General features: G+C 62.9%; 14 protein-coding genes. 2 read left to right on the top strand and 12 right to left on the bottom strand.

The annotated features are described in order from the left end of the window. Positions 1 to 12 precede the first annotated feature (12 nt). On the top strand, positions 13 to 468 hold the full coding sequence (locus FQ664_RS01270; protein ID WP_144170105.1) for an REP-associated tyrosine transposase: 456 nt from the start codon (positions 13 to 15) through the stop codon (positions 466 to 468). A gap of 181 nt (positions 469 to 649) precedes the next feature. On the opposite strand, the gene FQ664_RS01265 is transcribed toward FQ664_RS01270, so the two are convergent. The 6 genes from FQ664_RS01265 to FQ664_RS01240 all read right to left on the bottom strand — a co-directional run bounded on the left by FQ664_RS01265 (position 650) and on the right by FQ664_RS01240 (position 6712). Next, positions 650 to 2068, bottom strand: a complete 1419-nt coding sequence (locus tag FQ664_RS01265) for an efflux transporter outer membrane subunit (RefSeq protein WP_144170104.1) — start codon at positions 2066 to 2068, stop codon at positions 650 to 652. Then, positions 2065 to 2940 carry an efflux RND transporter periplasmic adaptor subunit gene (locus FQ664_RS01260; RefSeq protein WP_144170103.1) on the bottom strand — a complete coding sequence of 292 codons (876 nt, stop codon included), beginning with the start codon at positions 2938 to 2940 and terminating at the stop codon, positions 2065 to 2067. The genes FQ664_RS01265 and FQ664_RS01260 overlap by 4 nt, the downstream gene beginning before the upstream one ends. Further along, positions 2937 to 3149, bottom strand: coding sequence for a DUF1656 domain-containing protein (locus tag FQ664_RS01255; RefSeq protein WP_003255905.1), 213 nt, complete (start codon positions 3147 to 3149; stop codon positions 2937 to 2939). The genes FQ664_RS01260 and FQ664_RS01255 overlap by 4 nt, the downstream gene beginning before the upstream one ends. Next, on the bottom strand, positions 3146 to 5233 hold the full coding sequence (locus FQ664_RS01250; protein ID WP_144170102.1) for an FUSC family protein: 2088 nt from the start codon (positions 5231 to 5233) through the stop codon (positions 3146 to 3148). Before FQ664_RS01250 ends, FQ664_RS01255 begins: the two co-directional genes overlap by 4 nt. Next, the gene (locus tag FQ664_RS01245; RefSeq protein WP_144170101.1) at positions 5230 to 5682 is read right to left on the bottom strand and encodes a MarR family winged helix-turn-helix transcriptional regulator; all 453 of its coding nucleotides are present in this window, start codon (positions 5680 to 5682) and stop codon (positions 5230 to 5232) included. Before FQ664_RS01245 ends, FQ664_RS01250 begins: the two co-directional genes overlap by 4 nt. Positions 5683 to 5917: 235 nt before the next feature. After that, positions 5918 to 6712: a tetratricopeptide repeat protein gene (locus FQ664_RS01240; protein WP_144170100.1), complete on the bottom strand. Its 795-nt coding sequence runs from the start codon at positions 6710 to 6712 to the stop codon at positions 5918 to 5920. A 207-nt stretch (positions 6713 to 6919) separates the two neighbouring features. On the opposite strand from FQ664_RS01240, the gene FQ664_RS01235 reads away from it, so the two are divergent. Further along, the gene (locus tag FQ664_RS01235; RefSeq protein WP_144170099.1) at positions 6920 to 7480 is read left to right on the top strand and encodes a WCX domain-containing protein; all 561 of its coding nucleotides are present in this window, start codon (positions 6920 to 6922) and stop codon (positions 7478 to 7480) included. A 56-nt stretch (positions 7481 to 7536) separates the two neighbouring features. Here the strand turns inward: FQ664_RS01235 and FQ664_RS01230 are convergent, their stop codons facing one another. From FQ664_RS01230 to FQ664_RS28015, 6 genes are all read right to left on the bottom strand, one after another. Continuing rightward, entirely contained in the window at positions 7537 to 8400 is an 864-nt protein-coding gene (locus FQ664_RS01230) for an ABC transporter permease (protein ID WP_144170098.1), read from the bottom strand. 14 nt (positions 8401 to 8414) lie between these two features. Continuing rightward, entirely contained in the window at positions 8415 to 9278 is an 864-nt protein-coding gene (locus FQ664_RS01225) for an ABC transporter ATP-binding protein (protein ID WP_144170097.1), read from the bottom strand. 6 nt (positions 9279 to 9284) lie between these two features. Continuing rightward, entirely contained in the window at positions 9285 to 10304 is a 1020-nt protein-coding gene (locus FQ664_RS01220; RefSeq protein ID WP_144170096.1) for an ABC transporter substrate-binding protein, read from the bottom strand. A gap of 18 nt (positions 10305 to 10322) precedes the next feature. Then, positions 10323 to 11222, bottom strand: coding sequence for a TauD/TfdA dioxygenase family protein (locus tag FQ664_RS01215; protein WP_144170095.1), 900 nt, complete (start codon positions 11220 to 11222; stop codon positions 10323 to 10325). Between the two features lie 198 nt (positions 11223 to 11420). Further along, the gene (locus FQ664_RS01210) at positions 11421 to 11762 is read right to left on the bottom strand and encodes a tryptophan synthase subunit beta (RefSeq protein ID WP_144170245.1); all 342 of its coding nucleotides are present in this window, start codon (positions 11760 to 11762) and stop codon (positions 11421 to 11423) included. 251 nt (positions 11763 to 12013) lie between these two features. Further along, positions 12014 to 19693 carry an immunoglobulin-like domain-containing protein gene (locus tag FQ664_RS28015; protein ID WP_306109817.1) on the bottom strand — a complete coding sequence of 2560 codons (7680 nt, stop codon included), beginning with the start codon at positions 19691 to 19693 and terminating at the stop codon, positions 12014 to 12016. Between the last annotated feature and the right edge of the window lie 7 nt (positions 19694 to 19700).

Raw genomic sequence — 19700 nt, 5'->3', positions numbered from 1 at the left:
GAGACAGGGAACATGGATCGTCCCCATTCAGGGCAGTTACGGCTTGGCCGGTTCTCGGAAACCAGTCGATTGTATTTGCTTACCAGCACCACCCTTAACAGAGCCCCAATTTTCAATGATTTTCACTCGGCCCGCTTGCTGGTGGCCGAGTTCCGCCAGGCTGAGGAGGAAGGTACCGCCCGATCGCTCGCCTGGGTGGTAATGCCAGATCATTTTCACTGGCTGGTCGAGCTTGGGCCGGCCAGCCTGAAGCGCTTGATGCGCAGGGTGAAGTCTCGCAGCACCATGATGATCAACGGGTATCAAGGGCGAAGCGGCCAGCTCTGGCAGAAGGGTTTTCATGACCGGGCGTTGCGCCGTGAGGAGGATGTGCAAGATGTGGCGCGGTATATCGTCATGAACCCGAAACGGGCGGGCCTGGTTGCGAGGGTTGGGGATTATCCGCATTGGGATGCGATCTGGCTCTGACCGAGTGCTGTCTGTGAGGGCCCTATCGCCGGCAAGCCGGCTCCCACAGGGTGCTCACCTGCCTTGCAGCTGCTGCTGACCTGTCAGGGCCTCATCGCTGGCAAGCCAGCTCCCATAGGTAAATCACAGAGCTCTAAGGCAGTGGAGTACCTGTGGGAGCTGGCTTGCCGGCGATGGGGCCTCAAGGCTTGGCGGTGCCCTTCCACCCCCCACCCAACGCCAGGAACACCCCAATCTGCCCCAACGCCACTTGGCTATTGGCCGCCGCCAGTTGCGCGCGCATGTCGGTATAGGTGCGCGTCGCCTGCAGGTCGGCCAGGAACGACTCACGCCCGGCCTGGTAATAGCGATGCGTCTGGTCCGCCGCTTCCTTGGCCGACTTCTCCGCCTCGGCCAGCGCGTCACGCCGGTCCAATAGGGCACTGTACTGCGCCAGGCGGGTCTGGGTCTCGCGAATGGCGTTCAGCACTACCCCATCAAAATTCGCCAAGGCTGCCTGGGTCGAAGCTTCGGCCATGCGAATGCGGGCGCGGGTGCCGTTGGTGGGGATGGTCCAGCTGATCTGCGGGCCGAAACCCCAGCGGTTGGTCGACGGCTCGCCGAGGTTCTCGAGGATACCGATGGTGCCCACCTGGGCGCCGATGCTGATGTCCGGGTACAGCGCGCCGGTGGCAACACCAATGTAGGCAGTGGCAGCGGCCAACTGCCGTTCGGCCTGGCGCACGTCGGGACGGCGCTTGAGCAACGCCGCGCCATCGCCCACCGGGACCAGCTGGTTCAGGTGCGGCAGCTCGGCACAATCGGCAGTGCCGGCAGGCAGCTGATCGACCGGTTTGGCCAACAACGCGGCCAGGGTGTACATGCCGGTCTCGCGCTCCGCCTTGAAGCGTGGCAGTTCGGCGCGCAAGGATTTGAACTGGGTCTGCGAGCGGGTGACCTGGGTTTCGTCGCCGCGGCCCGCATCGCGCAGGCGCTGGTTGAGTTTCACGCTCTGCTCCTGCAGGTCGAGCGACTCGCGGGCAATATGGTATTCCTCGTTGGCCGAACACACCTGGGTGTAGGCCTTGACCACGTCCGCCACCAGGGTGATGCGGGCGGTATCGGCAGCGGCCTGCACTGCGTCGGCATTGGCCTTGGCCGCCTCGGTGCCACGCTTGAAGGTGCCCCACAGGTCGAACTGGTACGAGGCACTGATGATGGCCTCGCCGATGTTGGCCACCGGCACTTTCTCGGGCAGCAGGAAGGCCTCACCCGACTCCTGCAGGCGCTGGGCGCCAAGTTTGACGCCGCCGTTGAAGCCACCTTGCGACTCAGCCACTTCGACCTGGGCGCGTGCCTTGGCGATGTTGGCGGCAGCCACGCGCAATTCGGTGTTGGCGCTCAGGGCCTGGCGCACCAGCTCGTTCAGCCGTTGATCCTGATACAGCTGCCACCAGTCCTCGGGCACCGGTGCCGATACCACGCTGTCGGCATCCTGGCGCAGCGGGCCGTTGAGGTCGCTGCGCTGCAGCGCCGCGTCCTGTGGTACTTCGTAGTCGGGGCCGACCATCATGCAGGCCCCCAGCGACAGGCACAGCCCGGCCAGGATCAGCTGTTTCATGGGTGCTGGCCCTCGATGATCGACACCGTGGCGGTTCGCCCGGCGATCATGCGGAAGTCTTGCGGCACTTCGTCAAAGGCGATGCGCACCGGAATACGCTGGGCCAGGCGTACCCAGCTGAACGCCGGGTTGACGTTGGGCAGCAGGTTGACGCCGCTGCTGCGGTCGCGGTCCTCAATGCCGGCGGCAAAGCTTTGCACATGGCCACGCAGGCGGGTGTTGTCGCCCATGACACGAATGTCCACGGCATCGCCGATGTGGATACCACCAAGCTTGGTTTCCTCGAAATAGCCATCGACGTGGTACGAGGCGCTGTCGACCACCGACAGCACCGGGTGGCCGGCGGTGACGAATTCGTGATTACGCGGTGCGCGGTCGTTGAGGTAGCCGTCCACCGGGCTGCGCACCACCGAGCGGTCGAGGTTGAGCTGAGCGGTATCGACGGCTACCTGCGCTTCGCTGACGGCGGAACGGGCACGGGCCTCGCGGGACTGGCTTTCTTCCAGCTGTTCGGCGGCCACCAGGTTGCCCAGCTTGCGGTTGCGCTGCGCTTCGCGGGAGGCCTGGGCCAGGGTTTCCTGGCGTTCACCCAGGGTCGCCTTGGCCTGGCGCAGGGCCAGGGTGAAGCGGTCCTGGTCGATGGTGAACAGCACATCGCCGCGCTTGACGGTCTGGTTGTCACGCACCTCGACCTTCTGGATCAGCCCGGACACATCCGGGGCAATCTGGATCACGTCAGCGCGGATGTGGCCGTCGCGCGTCCAGGGGGCGAACATGTAATACACCACCATCTGCCACACGAGCACGGCGGCGAAGGTCACTACCAGCAAGGTCAGGACCACACGGCCCAGGGTCAGCAAAGGTTTTTTCATGGCAGCATCAGGTTTCGGCAAAAGTGGTCCACCGCGCCAAGCAGCACGGCATACAGGGCAACGTTGAACAACGCCCGGTGCCAGACCAGGCGGTAAAAATGCAGGCGTACCAGCACCGCGTGTACTCCGAGGAACAGCAGGTAGGTACCAAACATCATCACCAGCAGCGTGGGCAGGAATACCCCGCTGATATCCAGTTCACCAATCACAGGGGCGCTCCGTCGAGGCCGGGGGGCAGTTGCGGTTGTTCGGCTGGCTCGAGCATCACCTCCACGCCAGGCAGCAGCGCCAGGCGCAGGCCGCTCAGGGCGTGCAACAGGTGGGTGCGGGCATCGCCGCGCTCGTACAGTTCATCCAGGTTCAGCGCCAGGCGGGCGCGCTCCATGTTGCGCAGCAGCGCGGCAGGGGCGTGCAGACGTTCGCTGGCACGCAGGCAGGCGGCGTAGTGCGCGCCGACTTCCTCGATCACCGTGCTCAGGCGCTCGCGAGCCTGCTGGCCGGCACGCGGCATATAGGCCAGCAGGTCGAGCAGGTTCAGCCCCACGCGCAGGTCGCGCAGTGCCACGCCGCTGTCCTGGCCGGTTTGCGACAGGCGCGGCAGGTGCTGCATCAGGCGGTCGAGCATTTGCACCCCAACCTGGCGGTGCTCGACCAGGGTGGCCGGCTCGGTCATTTCGACAATGTCGCGCCAGGCAAAGCGGGTCATGCGCTTGGCCGCCAGCTCCACGCCGAACGGGCGCATCACCAAGGTCCAGATGAAGGCGAACAGCAACCCCACGGGCCCGGCCAGGTTGGAGTTGAGGAAGGTGAAGAAGTCGGCGTCGTAGGCGCCCTGGATGCTGATGAAGGTCGATGTGTTGACGATGGTCAGCAAGGTGCCCAGGTAGAAGCGCGGTTGCACGGTCAGGGTGCCGACGCAGATGAACGGCACGGCGAAAGCCAGCACCAGCATCGGGAAATCGTGCAGGTTGGGCAGCACCAGGAACAGGTACAGGCTGGAGAAGATGACCGACATCAGCGTCCAGAAGAAGAACCTGTAGATCTGCGGTGCCGGGTCGTCCATGGCGGCGAAGAAGCTGCACGACACGGCGGCGAGGATCACGGCGCTGGCGCCGTCGTTCCAGCCCAGGCCGATCCACAGGCCGCAGGCGACGATGATCGCCAGCACGGTTGAGGCCACCGAGTACAGCATCAGGCCACGGTCGAAGAACGCCGTCAGGCGACCCAGGCGCCAGTGGCGATACACCGCGCGCCAGGGTTTGGCATCGTCACTGCGCAAGGCATGTTGCAGGCTGCAGCAGTCCTGCCACAGGTCGGCCCATTCAGTCAGGCGATACAGGGCATTGGACAGTAGCAGTTCGGCGCGCTGGTCGAGGGCGGCGGCGCCGGGTTGCAGGCGCTCGATCTGTTCGTGCAGGGCGGTCCAGCGGGCGACCGAGGCGCTGTCGGCGGTGCCCTTGAGCCACTCGCGGGCGGCATCGAGCAGCGCTTGCAACTGGGCGAACTGTGCCGGGGCGCGGCCTTCGAGGGCTACCAGGGCGTCGTCGAGGGCGTCGATCACCGGCAGCAGGTGGATCATACGCCCACGCAACTCGCGGGCGTTCTTCAGGGTGTGCGGACCGGCGCCTTCATGGCCGAGCTGGCCGATCATCAATTCCAGCGAGTTGAAGGTAGCGACCATCGCCCCACGCATGCCGCCAACTTTATCGGCGCCGACATCGCGGGCCAGGTAGGTGTCGCTGTAGCGGATCGCCTCGCTGAACCAGCTGCCGGTGGCATCGACTACAACCGGCGCCAGCCGGCGTGGCCAGAAGATCGCCCCGACCACCGCCGCGCAGACGATCCCCAGGCAGATTTCCTGGGCGCGGGAAGACGCCACGTCGAACACTGCCAGCGGGTTGTCGACCACAGCCAGGGCAATCATCGGCAAGGTGTAGCCAGCCAGCATCAGCACGTAGTTGTTGGCGGTACGCAGGTTCAGCGAAAGGAACAGCAAGGTGCCGGTCCACAGGGCGATGGCGATACTCAGCAGCAACGGCGACTGCACCAGCGGTGGTACCAGGAAAATCGCCCCGCCGGCACCGAGCAGCGTGCCCACGGCACGGTACAGGGCCTTGGAGCTGGTGGGGCCGAGGAACGGGCTGGAGACGATGTACACCGTGGCCATGGCCCAATAGGGGCGCGGCAACTGCATGAGCAGGGCGATGTACAAGGCAATCATGGCCGCGGCAAAGGTACGCACGCCATAGAACCAGTCGCGGGCCGGGGGCACCGAACTGAAGAAACCGTTCATGCCGCCCCGCCTGAATTGCCCAGGCCGGCAGCTTCGAAGGCACGCAGCACGCGCAGTGCGGCTTCCAGGTCGGCCTGGGCGATGCCATGCAGCACCTCGCGGCGCAGGCGTACCAGTTCGGCTTCGATGGATTCGGCCAGGGCGCGGCCTTCGGCGGTCAGGCTCAGGGCCTTGGCGCGGCGGTCCAGCGGGTCTTCGCTGCGGCATACCAGGCCAGCCTTGCACAGCTGGTCGAGCAGGCGCACCAGCGACGGGCTTTCCAGGCCGGCGGCCTGGGCCACGGCCACCTGATGCACGCCGTCGCCCAGGCGCACGATCATCAGCAACGGCGCGGCGCAGGCCTCGGAAATGCCGTAACCGGTCAGGGCGGTATGGCAGATGCGCCGCCAATGGCGGGCGGCAACCACCATGCCACTGCTGACTTGCAGACGCAGGAGATCAAGGGACATGACAGGAACCAAGGATAATCATAGTTTGCTAACTATCAATATACGCTTGTGCCTCCCCCTGTCGTCAACCAACGGTGACGGATCGACGGGGTGAAATATTGTTCATGCTTTTGTCTGTAGCGGCCTCTTCGCGGGTAAACCCGCTCCCACAGAGACCGCACCCAGCCTGAGCCCTGACCAATACTTGTGGGAGCGGGTTTACCCGCGAAGAGGCCGGCACAGGCAACAAAAGCAATCAGCGCTGAATCTGGTCTTCCAGCTTCATGGTCAAGGCCAATGTACTGCCCATTTGCACCGCCCGGTCACGCCACTCCTGGTAGCGTGCCTCGTCACGGCTGCTGAAGTGCACCGCCAGCTCCTCGGCCGCCTGCACCACCCCCGCCGCTGCCGCCAACTCCAGCCAGTACAGCGCGGCCTTGAGGTCAGCCTCCACGTACAGCCCGTGCATCAACCGGTAGCCCACCTCAAAACGGCAGCGTGCCTCGCCCCGCTCGGCCCCGCGCAGGAACCACTGGTAGGCCTGCACCAGGTCGACCTGCCACTGCAGGCCGCCATTACACACCTCTTCCTCGTACAGGTCACCCAGCGCGGCAGCGGCATGCAGCATGCCCCGCTCGAACGCCTGCCGGTAGCACTCCGCCGCCTGCACGTAAGAGGGCTCGATGCCTTTGCCGAAGTAATGTTGCTGCCCAAGGTTGAACCACGCCGCGGCATTACCCTGCAGGGCCGCCATGCGCAACAGGTGGCCGGCCAACCCGGTGTCAGCACGCCAGTATTTGCCGTTGAGCCAGATCCAGCCAAGGTCATTGAGCGCCGCTACGTTGCCTTGCAAGGCCTGGCGGCGCAGGTCGACATACACCGCCTGCAAATCGCTGGCTTCGTCCAGGCGGCTGACCAGCAGCGAGCGCTGGCTGGGCAACCCTATCCCGACAAACAGTCGCTGTCGCCTCCCGACAGCGGCCGGCGGGGCAATGACCCGCTCGGGCAGAAGGCGGGCAAGCAGCGAATGGATATTGCTGGCAGCAGACATGTTCATCCTCATTGAACGACACACAACCCCAACCTTCGGCTGTGATGAGGCGTGATTCTGCGTGACGTCACGTCAAAACCTGTCGCGAACGATTCGGCACCAGGCAACCAAATGCGACTTCCTTGATCTGAGCAGGCTGTGGCCAATTGCCATGACCCACGCCTGCCGCCATCCTATTGCGGCAAGCCTAGACAAGGACGTTATCTTTTGCCGTTCGCCACCACTCGCGCCACCCTCAGCCGGCAGTGGGCGCTGCTGCGCCAGCTGCCCAGCCGTTCCCCAGGCATTACCAGCGCCGAGCTGGTCTGGCGCCTGCGTGACGTGGGCTTCACTGTCAGCAAACGCACTGTCGAGCGCGATCTCAATGAGCTGTCGCTGATATTTCCGCTGGAGCGCAATGACAAGAGCATCCCGTTTGGCTGGCACTGGTCGGCAAGCGCCGTGGGCGAGTTGCGCGGCAATTTCGACTTGCTGACACACCTGCGCGGTGATGCCTTGCAACCGGCCCGGGGTGAGGGGGTGGGGTTGGTGGCGCGGATCAGCGATGCGCTGGCGCGGCAGTTGCGCGATGCGCCGCTGAGCAGTGACATGCAGCTGACAGCGCTGGAGCACGGGCACCGGTTGCGGGCCACGGTGAGCGATGGCTGGCCGTTGCGCTGGTGGCTGTTGAGCCATGGGGATGGGGTGGTGGTGGAGCAGCCTGTTGGCTTGCGGGAGGAGATTGGCAGGATCCTCAGCAATGCGGCGGCGCAGTACCAGAATTTGTAGTCTGTGCCGACCTCTTCACGGGCTTGCCCGCGAAGAGGTCGGCATAGGCTTACCCGTTAGCGCTGCATCCCCCAGCGCCGCACTGTCAGCCGCTCCAAGGTGTTGAACACCAGCCCTTCCACCAGCAAGCCGATCAGGATCACCACCGCCAACCCGGCAAACACCTTGTCGGTGTACAGCTCGTTGCGGTTCTGGAAGATGTACCAACCCAATCCGCCTTGGCCACTGCTGGCACCAAACACCAACTCGGCAGCGATCAGTGTGCGCCAGGCGAACGCCCAGCCGATCTTCAACCCCGACAGGATCGACGGCAGGGCAGCCGGCACCAGGATGTGCAGCACCAGCCGCAGCCCTTTGAGGCCATAGTTGCGTCCAGCCATGCGCAGGGTCTCGGACACCCCGAGAAAGCCCGCATAGGTGTTCAGCGCCAGCGCCCACAGCACCGAGTGCACCAGCACGAAGATCAGGCTGTTGTCACCCAGCCCGAACCACAGCAAGGCCAGGGGCAACAGGGCAATCGCCGGCAACGGGTTGAACATCGAGGTCAGGCTGCCCAGCAGATCGCGCCCAAGCTGGGTCGACACCGCCAGACTGGTGAGGCCGAAGGCCAGGATGATCCCCAGCAGGTAACCCTTGAGCAAAATCACCAGCGACACGCCAACCTTGGTCGGCAACTCACCGCTGACCAGGCCGTCCCACAGCGCCGTGGCCGTCTGCAGGAAGGTCGGCAGCAGCAGATCGTTGCCCTGGTAGCGGGCGATGGCCTCCCACAGCACGGCGATCAGCAGCAGGATGACCGCCTTGCGCAGCCAGCCGTGCTGCCACAGGCGTTGCGCCAGCGGTAGCTGGCGTTCCAAAGGCACACTGAGCAGGGGCTCCAGCTGCACCTCGTATTCCTGGCGTACAGGTGTAGCGGTCATGGCTGAAGCTCCTGTCAGTAGGCGATACGGATATCGTTGAAACCAAGATCGTCGGGCTGTTCAGGCGCATCCGCCTCATCGAACAGCAAACGATGGATGCGCCGGGCACTGGCCTGGAAGTCGCTGCCACCCAGGCTGCCCAGGTCGTATTGGTGGCTATGCACTTCGGCACGCACCCGCCCCGGGTGGGGCGACAGCAGCAGGATGCGGTTGCCGACCACCAGTGCTTCTTCGATGGAGTGAGTAACGAACAGCAGGGTAAAACGCACCTCTTCCCACAGCAGCAGCAATTCTTCCTGCATCTTGCGCCGGGTCAGCGCGTCAAGTGCCGCGAACGGTTCGTCCATCAGCAGGATCTTCGGCTGCGTGGCCAAGGCCCGGGCAATCGCCACGCGCGCCTTCATGCCGCCCGACAGGGTGTGCGGGTAGGCATCGGCGAAAGCGGCCAGGCCGACTTTTTCCAGATAGTGCCGTGCCCGCTCCTCGGCTTCAGCGCGTTTCAGCCGACCCGACACCAGCAGCGGGAACATGACGTTCTGCTTCACCGTCTTCCACGGCGGCAGTTGGTCGAATTCCTGGAACACCACGATGCGGTCGGGGCCAGGGCCATTGACCGGCTGGCCCTGCAGCAGAATCTGCCCTTCCTGGGGCGAGATGAACCCGGCCACGGCCTTGAGCAAGGTGGACTTGCCGCAGCCGGAGGGGCCAAGCAGCACGAAACGGTCGGCACGGTCGACTGCGAAGCTGACCCGGTGGGTGGCCCGCACCACGCGTTGCGCGGTGCGGTATTCGAGGCTGAGGTTATCCACCTTGAGCAACGGTGGCGTGGCGACACGGCTCAGGTTGCTGGCCGTGTGGCCTGGCAATGGGGCGGTCATGATCGGTCAGCTCCCCTGCAGCGGGCGTTCATCCTGGAAGAAGTAGTCCTTCCACGATTCCGGCTTGTGCTTGATGGCGCCTACCCGATAGAGGAAGTCGGCCAGCTTGTAGGTGTTCTTTGGCGTGACGGTGAATTCGTACTGCGGGTTGTCGATCAGCTTGATCAACGTGTCGCGGTCGATCTTGGCCTTGGTCACGCGGATGTAGGTGTCGGCGGCAGCCGCCTTGTCCTTCTGGGCGAAGTCCGCAGCTTCGCCCAGCGCATCGACGAAGGCCTTGTAGGTCTTGGGGTTGTCCTTGCGGAATTTCTCAGTGGCGAACAGCAAGGTTGGCGAGTTGGGGCCGAGCAGCTCGTAGCTGTCGAGCACAACGTGCACGTTTTTGTTAGCCAGCACCTGGTCCTGGAACGGCGGGTTGGAGAAGTGCCCATTCAGTTCGGTACCGCCGGCCAGCAGCGCGGCAGTGGCATCCGGGTGCGGCACAGCCAGGGTGTATTTGTCGAGGCGGTTGTATTCCTTGTCGCCCCACTGCTGGGCGGCGGCGTACTGCAGGAAGCGCGACTGCACCGAAACGCCTACCGCCGGTACGGCGATGCGGTCTTTATCGGAGAGGTCGGCAATGGTCTTCACGTTGGGGTTGCTGCTGACCAGGTAGTATGGGAAGTTGCCCAGCGAGGCCACGGCCTTGACGTTCTGTCGGCCCTTGGTTCGGTCCCACACGGTCAACAGCGGGCCGACGCCGGCGCCGGCGATATCCACCGAACCGGACAGCAGTGCGTCGTTGATGGCCGAACCACCCGACAACTGGGCCCAATCGACTTCGATGTCGATGCCCTGCTCCTTGCCATGTTTTTCGATCAGATGCTGGTCACGCACTACATTCAGTAGCAGGTAGACGATGCCGAACTGCTCGGCAATGCGAAGCTTGCCTTCTGCTTGCGCCGTGGCGGGGGCTGCCAGGCTGCCGACGACCAGGCTTGCGCCCAGACCGATGCTTGCCGCCAGGTGGCTGATGGATTTACGCATGATGGGTTTCCTCAGTCGTCAGAACGGGGCATCGCCCTGGATGGTGGTGCGGTACAGCTTGCGCCGCAGGTGTGCGGGGCAGCCGGTAGCCAAGTGGATCAGCGAGCGGTTGTCCCAGAACACCAGGTCGTGGGGCTGCCACTGGTGGCGGTAGATGTTCTGTTCCAGCACGCTCAGGGCATACAGTTGTTGCAGCACGTCGCGGCTTTCGTCGTCTGGCAGGCCGACGATGCGGGTGGTGAAGCCTTCGCTGACGAATAGCGCCTCGCGGCCGTTTTCCGGGTGGGTACGGACCACCGGGTGGATGACTTCTTGTACCTGCGCCAGCTGCTCGGCGGTCAGGGTCGGGCGCCAGTTGCCTTCGAACTTGGTCTCGGCATAACGGGCGGTATAGGAGTGCGCAGCACTGCGGCCCTCGACCACGTTGCGCAGGGCTGCGGGTACGGCGTCCCAGGCTTTGTGCATGTCGGCGAACAGGGTATCGCCGCCCTCATCCGGCAGTTCCTGAGCGTGCAGCATGGAACCGAGGCTGGGCAGTTCCTTGTACGACAGGTCCGAGTGCCAGAACTTGCCGGCGTCCCCCAGGCCGATGTTCTGGCCGTTTTCGATGATGTTGGAAACGATCAGGATCTCGGGATGGCCGGCGAGCAGGAACTGCTTGAGCACATGGATCTGCAATGGGCCGAAGCGGCGGCTGAAGGCGATCTGCTGGTCGGGGCTGATGCGCTGGTCGCGGAACACCAGCACATGGTGGTCGAGGTGGGCGCGATGGATACGGGCGAAATCCTCGGTGCTGACCGGTCTGGCCAGCTCCAGGCCGATGATCTCGGCGCCTACGGCACCGGAGCACGGGCGGATTTCGAAGCGTTGCGGCTGGGCGCTGTCGATGATCGACAAGGCGTTCGAGGCGGTTGACATTTTTCACTCCCACGCAGTGCGCGACTTCAATGGCGCGCAACGATCAGAAACGCACGGGGATTTCCCGTGTGGGTTCAAGTCGTGCGGCGCATCGATTGGTCGACGGGTACGCAGTGGAAGCGACTATAAAGTCATAAGATTTATATTTTAAATACCGTTAAAGAATAACCATAGCACTGCTGTCAGGGGCATTGCGCGTCAGATAAGCCCGCCCTGCTCTTCTTCATCGATGAGGTTGTTCAGGCTGCTGAGCGCCTTGCGCGCCCTGGAGCGGTTAAGCAGCTTGGCCTGCGCGCCAGCGGGCAGGTCAGTGATATTGAATACACCCTTGGCGGTCAGCACGTCGATCAGGTCCTCGAGCACGCGGATCATGTCGAGGTCGCTTTGCTTGAGCTGGTTGAGGCTGTTTTCCACGACGTCCTCGGCAAACCATTCCTGGATATCGGCATGGTCGGCGGGAAGCATTTCGGTGAACTGGTCAAAGGCGGCTGCTTCTACCCGCAGCAACTTGCCGCCGGTGTCGCGTTGCACGTAGAACATGGCGGTGTCCCTCGTCACGTTGGTTCCTTGATGGTAGACAGCAGCATAGGCAAAGATCGCCGGGCACGCAGGGCTGGCGCCAGAGTATGCGCTGTCGCAGGATGTCCGGAAAGAGCCGTGGCCGCTGAGCGGCCAATCGCCGGTAAGCCAGCTCCCACAGGTACTGCACAACTCTCAAGAGCTGCACAGTACCTGTGGGAGCTGGCTTGCCGGCGATCGGGCTGCAGAGCAGCCCGCTAGCGCATCAGCAATCAGCTGTCCTTGTTGTGGATGATGATGGTCGGGTCAGCACCGCTGATCAACGAGTTGATCGTGGTATTGGACCAGTTCACCCCTTCCAGCTTGATAGTCACGTCGGCGTTGGCGATACCACCGGCGGCGTTGAGCTTGCCTTCGCTGCTGACCTGCAGCGTCGTCGTGCCGTCCACCGTGGTGAGTTTCAGGTAGTTGTCGATGGTGCTGCCCTTCTCGCCCTGGAGCAGGTCCTTCAGGTCGATGCGGTCGCCCTCGGCCACCTTGAAGTCCTTGATCACGTCATTGCCGGTATCGCCAGCCTTCCACACGAAGGTGTCGGCACCACTGCCACCGGTCATGGTGTCATCGCCCTTGCCGCCAAGCAGGATGTCATTGCCTTCACCGCCGAGCAGGGTGTCCTTGCCCAGGCCGCCGATCAGGATGTCATTGCCCTTGCCGCCATCGAGGGTGTCGTCGCCGCCCTGGCCGAACAGCAGGTCATTGCCCGCACCACCGTTGAGGATGTCATTGCCATCGTTGCTACGCGAGACATCGAATTCGCTGACGTGCTCGACGATGTACTTGTGCAGCACGCGACCGTCGACATCACCCACGGCCATCCCCAGCTGGCCTGCCACATAGCCCTGTATGGCTTCGACACCGTTGCCGGCGACCGAACCGAAGCTCACCAGGTCACCGAAGATGATGTCGTTGCCATCAGCACCGTTGACGGTGTCATTGCCCGGTACGGTGGCTTCGCTGTGCCCCAGGATCGCTTCCGCCAGCTTGCTCGGATCGATGTTGGTCTGCGGCTTGCTATCGGTGTCGTAAGGCTTCAGGTCGTTGACATTGACCGCGCTGTTGAGGCCGATGGCTTCCACGCCAGACAGACTGGACAGCAACAGGAAGCTTTGTTGGGAGTTGTAGTCTGCATAGTAACCGCTTTCGACATAGGAGAACTCATAGGTGCCATCACCTTGGGCATGCAGCTGTCCGGACGCACCACCGTCGTTGGTCCAGCCCTTTTTGCCCCAGTACTCGGCGGTCATGTTGCCTTTGGCATCGATGCTGAAGCGGTTGTCGCTGCCCACCATCTTGTTGGTGACCACGTCACCCAACTTGTAGCCGATCGACTTGAGCACGGAATCCACCGTGGTGCCAATGTTCCTGAAGGTGCCCTCACGCTCGCCAGCCTGATACACGTTCGGCTGCCCGTCGGTGATGAAGAATGTCTGGCGGCTGCCGGTGTTGCCCGCCTCCATCAATTGCTTGAACCAGTTGGCGGTGGTCTTGAAGGCATCCTCGTAGTTGGTCGAACCGCTGGAATAGAGCGTATTGAGCGCAGTGTAGAGCGCGCTCAGCGCGTTCTTGTCGCCCAGGTTGACCGAAACCGTACTGTTCACCTGGCTGGAGAAGTCCACCAGCAGGATGTTCACTGTGCCGGACTGCGCGCCCTTGACGCTGTTGGCCAAGGTATCGAACACCGACTTCAGCGAGTTGCGCGCGGCATCGACCGCACTGCCCATACTGCCCGACGTATCGACGATGAATGCAATGTTGTAGTCCTGACCCGGCGTCACGTGCAGGCCACTGATGTCGGCAACGATGATGTCGCTGGTGACGGTGCCGGTGAACGTGTCGCTGTCGGTGGTCAGATTGCTGGCGGTGTAGGTGTCCGGATAGACGGTGACCTTGATCGTGCCTTCGGTGGAGGCTTTGCTGCCGCCCACGCTCTCGGTGGCGGTCGAGGTGACCTTCACATCGAAACTGCCCTGGTAGTACGCCGGCGGCTTGATGCTCAGGCCGTTGAGGTTCCAGCCGGTGACGTCAACCGAAGTGGCGCCGATGGTGACGGTATGACCGGCGCCATCGCTGAGTACCGAACCTGCCGGAATGCCGTCCAGCTTGACGCTCAGGCTCTCGGAGCCGTCGGTGTCGGTCAGGTTGGTGGAAATGCCAACCAGCTTGACGGTGCCGTTCTCCGGCCCTTCGTTGAGCCTGTAGCCGTCGTAGTAGCCCTGGCCGTCACTGCCGTGGAAGTCGGACACGGAAAGCCCTGCGTTGCCCATCGCCGTCACGTTCGGGTACATCGGAATGGCCGAGCTGTTCAGGTCGGTCACCGGGCCGTTACCGACCTTGACGTTGATGTCCAGGCTGCCCGGGCCGGCCTGGTTGGCATGGTAGATCTCCAGGGTGTAGTAGCCGCTGACAGGCGGCGAGAAGCTGCCGGAAATCGTACCGCCTGCACCCCAGGTAGCGCCGACCACACTGGTTTTGCCGATGTACACCTGCAAGCTGTCATCGGCGACGCCGCTGAAGGTGTAGGTCTGGCCGGCTTCCAGGTAAATCAGGCCAGAGGTCTTGGAGCCAGTGCCGGCGGTAACGCTGCCGCCGGAATCGGCGCTGGTAACCTGCTCGGTCTTGCTGGCACTGCCAGAGTTGGCGAACACGGTCTTCAGCGCAGCACCGCTGATGCCGTTGCCGTTGGTGCCCAGGCCCGTGAGGCTGTTCCAGGTTTCCCGGGTCAGGCCGAGCGAATCGGGGTTGTTGCTGCCGATGTTCAAGTCAGGCTTGTCGGCTACCGGCGCGATGTCGACCTTCAGCGTTGCCTCGTTGCCTGCAGCGCTACCGTCGGTAGGCTTGTACTTGATCTGGGCGTAGTCGGCCTGCTTGTTGCCGACGCCCGTTCCGCCATAGCCGTCGATACCCGACTCGTTGGGTTTCGGCACGAACCGCAGGTTGCCGGCAGCGATGTCGGCCTGGCTGACGGCCTGGTTCTGGGCAACGTTGACCCAGGCGCTGCCGTTGAAGAGCTGCAGGGAGCCCGCTGGCAGCTGGGTGAAGGTCACACCCAGGCTCGACAGGGCGCTGTCGACGTCGGAAATGTTGAAGTCGCTCCAGGTCAGCACCAGCGGCGTGTCTTCGACGCCGCTGACGGCGCCGCCGGTGGCGACCGGTGCGTCGTTGACCGCGATCACATTCACCGTGGTCGTGGCGGTGTTCGAGGTGTTCACGCCGTCGGTCACCGTCACGGTGATGATGCGAGGCGTGGTGCTCGGGTTCTCGCTGCTGTTGATGAAGGTGATGTTCTTGATTGCCTGGATATAGTCGGCCAGCGATGCAGAGCCGCTCAGAGTCAGGACTACCTTGCCTTCGGTGCTGTTGGCATTGATCGAGATGCCGTTGACACTGTTGCCTAGGTTCAGCGCGTCACCCGGCTGGCGGTTGGTCAGGGTGACCGTCGCGCCCGTCAGCTGCGAGCTGTCGAAGTCGGTGATGGTGACGTCCACATCGCCGATCGACACACCACTGCCTGGCTGGTTCTCGGTGAAGGTGGTCTGGTAGTCGGCACCGGTCTTGCCGCTGGAGTCGTTGCCATCCAGGTCCAGAACCGGGGCTGGCTCGAAGATCTGGGTGGTCACGCTGCCGGCGCTGGAGCTGATGTCGAGCTGCTCGAAGTTGCCGCCTGTGGCCGAATCGATCTTGACGGTGAAGTGCTCGGTACCCTCGGTGATGCTGTCCTTGAAGGTCGGGATGGTGAACGTTGCCTGCGTGCTGTTGGCCTTGATCACCACGGTGGCTACGCCGGTGTAGTCCGTGCCATCGGCTGCGGTGCCGGTGTAGCTCAGTTTGACGGTGACGTCGGTCTCAGCCTTGTTGGTCAGGTTCAGGACGTATGTGGCGTTGCCACCTTCAGCAACCGCTGTGGTACCGCTGAGGCTCAGGGTGGTGGTCTGGATGGTATCCGTGACCGCTGTGACTGCCGCCGTATCGCTGACGTTCAGCTGCTCGAAGTTGCCACCGGTGGTTTCGGTGATTTTCGCCGAAACGTTGCCTGCATCGATATAGACGTCATCGGTTGGGGCCGGAACGGTAACGGTCCCGGAGAGCTTGCCCGCTTCGATACTGATGACAGCGCCGTTGCTGAGCTTGATGGTCATGTCGGTGCCGGCCTTGTTGGTCAAGGTGGCGGTGTAGGTGATCTGACCACCTTCCTCGACGGCAGGCGTGGCGCTGAGGCTCAGGCTGGTGGGGTCGATGGTGTCCTTGACCTGGGTGACCGCGTAGGCGCCGTCGGTGGACAGTAGCTCGAAGTCACCACCCGTAGTGCCGTTGATCTTGGCTTGTACCGTGCCCGCATCGATGTACGGATCGTCCGCAGGTGCCTTGACGGTGACGCTGCCCTGGGTGGCACCTTGGGCGATGGTGATGGTCTCGCCGTTGCTCAACCGGACAGTCATCTCGGTGCCGGCCTTGTTGGTCAAGGTGGCGGTATAGGTGATGTTGCCGCCTTCGTCGACAGTTGGGGTCGCGGTCAGGGTGAGCGCAGTGGCGTCCGGGGTAGCCGGGTTGTCGGTGACAGTCGTCACTGGCTCGCCCACGGCCACGGTCTTTTCGTAGTTGCCACCCGAGACCTCGGTGATCTTGTTGCTCAGGTCCAGGTTGGTGTTGTGGACGTTGTTCGGCGCGGTGAACGGTACCGATGCCGACGACTCACCCACTGGAATGGTGATGGTCTGACCGTTGGCCAGTTTCACCACCAGGTCGGAACCGGTGACCTGGTGATTGACCGACGCGGTGTAAGTCACCACACCGCCCTCGACCACGCTTTGCGTAGCGGTCAGGGTCACGGTGGTGGTATCGATGGTGTCGGTGACCTTGGTCACGGCAGCGGTGCTGCTGACATCCAGCTTCTCGAAGTCACCGCCGGTGGTACCGGTGATGGTCACGCTGAGGTCTTCGGCATCGACGTACACGTCGTCGCTCGGGGCGTCGATGGTGATCGAGGCTTCTTTCGAGCCGGCGGCAATGGTGATGGTCTCGCCGTTGCTCAGCTTGATCACCAGGTCGGTACCGGCCTTGTTGGTCAAGGTGGCGGTGTAGGTGATCTTGCCGCCTTCGGCCACGGTGTCCGTCGCGGTCAGGGTGAGCGCAGTGGCGTCCGGGGTAGCCGGGTTGTCGGTGACAGTCGTCACTGGCTCGCCCACGGCCACGGTCTTCTCGTAGTTACCACCGGAGATATCGGTGATCTTGTTGCTCAAGTCCAGGTTGGTGTTGTGGACGTTGTTCGGTGCAATGAACGGTACCGAAGCCGACGACTCACCCACTGGAATGGTGATGGTCTGGCCGTTGGCCAGTTTCACCACCAGGTCCGAACCGGTGACCTTGTGGTTGACCGACGCGGTGTAAGTCACCACGCCGCCTTCATCGACCGTCGAAGTCGCGGTCAGCGTCACGGTGGTGGTATCGATGGTGTCGGTGACCTTGGTCACGGCCGCGGTGCTGCTGACGTCCAGCTTCTCGAAATCACCACCGGTGGTACCAGTGATGGTCACGCTGAGGTCTTCGGCATCGACGTACACGTCGTCGCTCGGGGCGTCGATGGTGATCGAGGCTTCTTTCTGGCCAGCGGCAATGGTGATGCTTTCACCGTTGCTCAGTTTGATCACCAGGTCGGTACCGGCCTTGTTGGTCAAGGTGGCGGTGTAAGTGATCTTGCCGCCTTCGGCCACGGTGTCCGTCGCGGTCAGGGTGAGCGCAGTGGCGTCCGGGGTAGCCGGGTTGTCAGTGACGGTTGTCACCGGCTCGCCCACGGCCACGGTCTTCTCGTAATTACCGCCCGAGATATCGGTGATCTTGTTGGTCAGGTCCAGGTTGGTGTTGTGGACGTTGTTCGGCGCGGTGAACGGTACCGATGCCGACGACTCACCCACTGGAATGGTGATGGTCTGACCGTTGGCCAGTTTCACCACCAGGTCGGAACCGGTGACCTGGTGGTTGACCGATGCGGTGTAAGTCACCACACCGCCCTCGACCACGCTTTGTGTAGCGGTCAGGGTCACGGTGGTGGTGTCGATGGTGTCGGTGACCTTGGTCACGGCCGCGGTGCTGCTGACGTCCAGTTTCTCGAAATCACCACCGGTGGTACCGGTGATGGTCACGCTGAGGTCTTCAGCATCGACGTACACGTCGTCGCTCGGCGCGTCGATGGTGATCGAGGCTTCCTTCTGGCCAGCGGCAATGGTGATGCTTTCACCGTTGCTCAGTTTGATCACCAGGTCGGTACCCGCCTTGTTGGTCAAGGTAGCGGTGTAGGTGATCTTGCCGCCTTCAGCGACAGTGCTGGTTGTACTGAGGCTCAGGTTCGTTACATCAGGTGTGGCCGGGTTGTCAGTGACAGTCGTCACTGGCTCGCCTACCGCCACGGTCTTCTCGTAATTACCGCCCGAGATATCGGTGATCTTGTTGGTCAGGTCCAGGTTGGTGTTGTGGACGTTGTTCGGCGCGGTGAACGGTACCGATGCCGACGACTCACCCACTGGAATGGTGATGGTCTGACCGTTGGCCAGTTTCACCACCAGGTCGGAACCGGTGACCTGGTGATTGACCGACGCGGTGTAAGTCACCACACCGCCCTCGACCACGCTTTGCGTAGCGGTCAGGGTGACCGTAGTGGTGTCGATGGTATCGGTAACCTTGGTCACGGCCGCGGTGCTGCTGACATCCAGCTTCTCGAAGTCACCGCCGGTGGTACCGGTGATGGTCACGCTGAGGTCTTCGGCATCGACGTACACGTCGTCGCTCGGCGCATCGATGGTGATCGAGGCTTCTTTCGAGCCGGCGGCAATGGTGATGCTTTCACCGTTGCTCAGTTTGATCACCAGGTCGGTACCGGCCTTGTTGGTCAAGGTGGCGGTGTAAGTGATCTTGCCGCCTTCGGCCACGGTGTCCGTGGCGGTCAGGGTGAGCGCAGTGGCGTCCGGGGTAGCCGGGTTGTCAGTGACGGTTGTCACCGGCTCGCCCACGGCCACGGTCTTCTCGTAGTTACCACCGGAGATATCGGTGATCTTGTTGCTCAGGTCCAGGTTGGTGTTGTGGACGTTGTTCGGCGCGGTGAACGGTACCGATGCCGACGACTCACCCACTGGAATGGTGATGGTCTGGCCGTTGGCCAGTTTCACCACCAGGTCGGAACCGGTGACCTGGTGATTGACCGATGCGGTGTAAGTCACCACACCGCCCTCGACCACGCTTTGCGTAGCGGTCAGGGTGACCGTAGTGGTGTCGATGGTATCGGTAACCTTGGTCACGGCAGCGGTGCTGCTGACATCCAGTTTCTCGAAGTCACCACCGGTGGTACCGGTGATGGTCACGCTGAGGTCTTCGGCATCGACGTACACATCGTCGCTCGGCGCATCGATGGTGATCGAGGCTTCTTTCGAGCCGGCGGCAATGGTGATGCTTTCACCGTTGCTCAGCTTGATCACCAGGTCGGTACCGGCCTTGTTGGTCAAGGTGGCGGTGTAGGTGATCTTGCCGCCTTCGGCCACGGTGTCCGTGGCGGTCAGGGTGAGCGCAGTGGCGTCCGGGGTAGCCGGGTTGTCAGTGACGGTTGTCACCGGCTCGCCCACCGCCACGGTCTTCTCGTAGTTACCGCCCGAGATATCGGTGATCTTGTTGGTCAGGTCCAGGTTGGTGTTGTGGACGTTGTTCGGCGCGGTGAACGGTACCGACGCCGACGACTCGCCCACCGGGATGGTGATGGTCTGACCGTTGGCCAGTTTCACCACCAGGTCGGAACCGGTGACCTGGTGATTGACCGACGCGGTGTAAGTCACCACACCGCCCTCGACCACGCTTTGCGTAGCGGTCAGGGTGACCGTAGTGGTGTCGATGGTATCGGTAACCTTGGTCACGCTATCG

The organism is Pseudomonas persica (assembly GCF_900291015.1).
GTDB lineage: Bacteria > Pseudomonadota > Gammaproteobacteria > Pseudomonadales > Pseudomonadaceae > Aquipseudomonas.
Note: the sequence above shows the minus strand (reverse complement) of the source record. Positions and strands in the feature narration are given on the sequence as shown.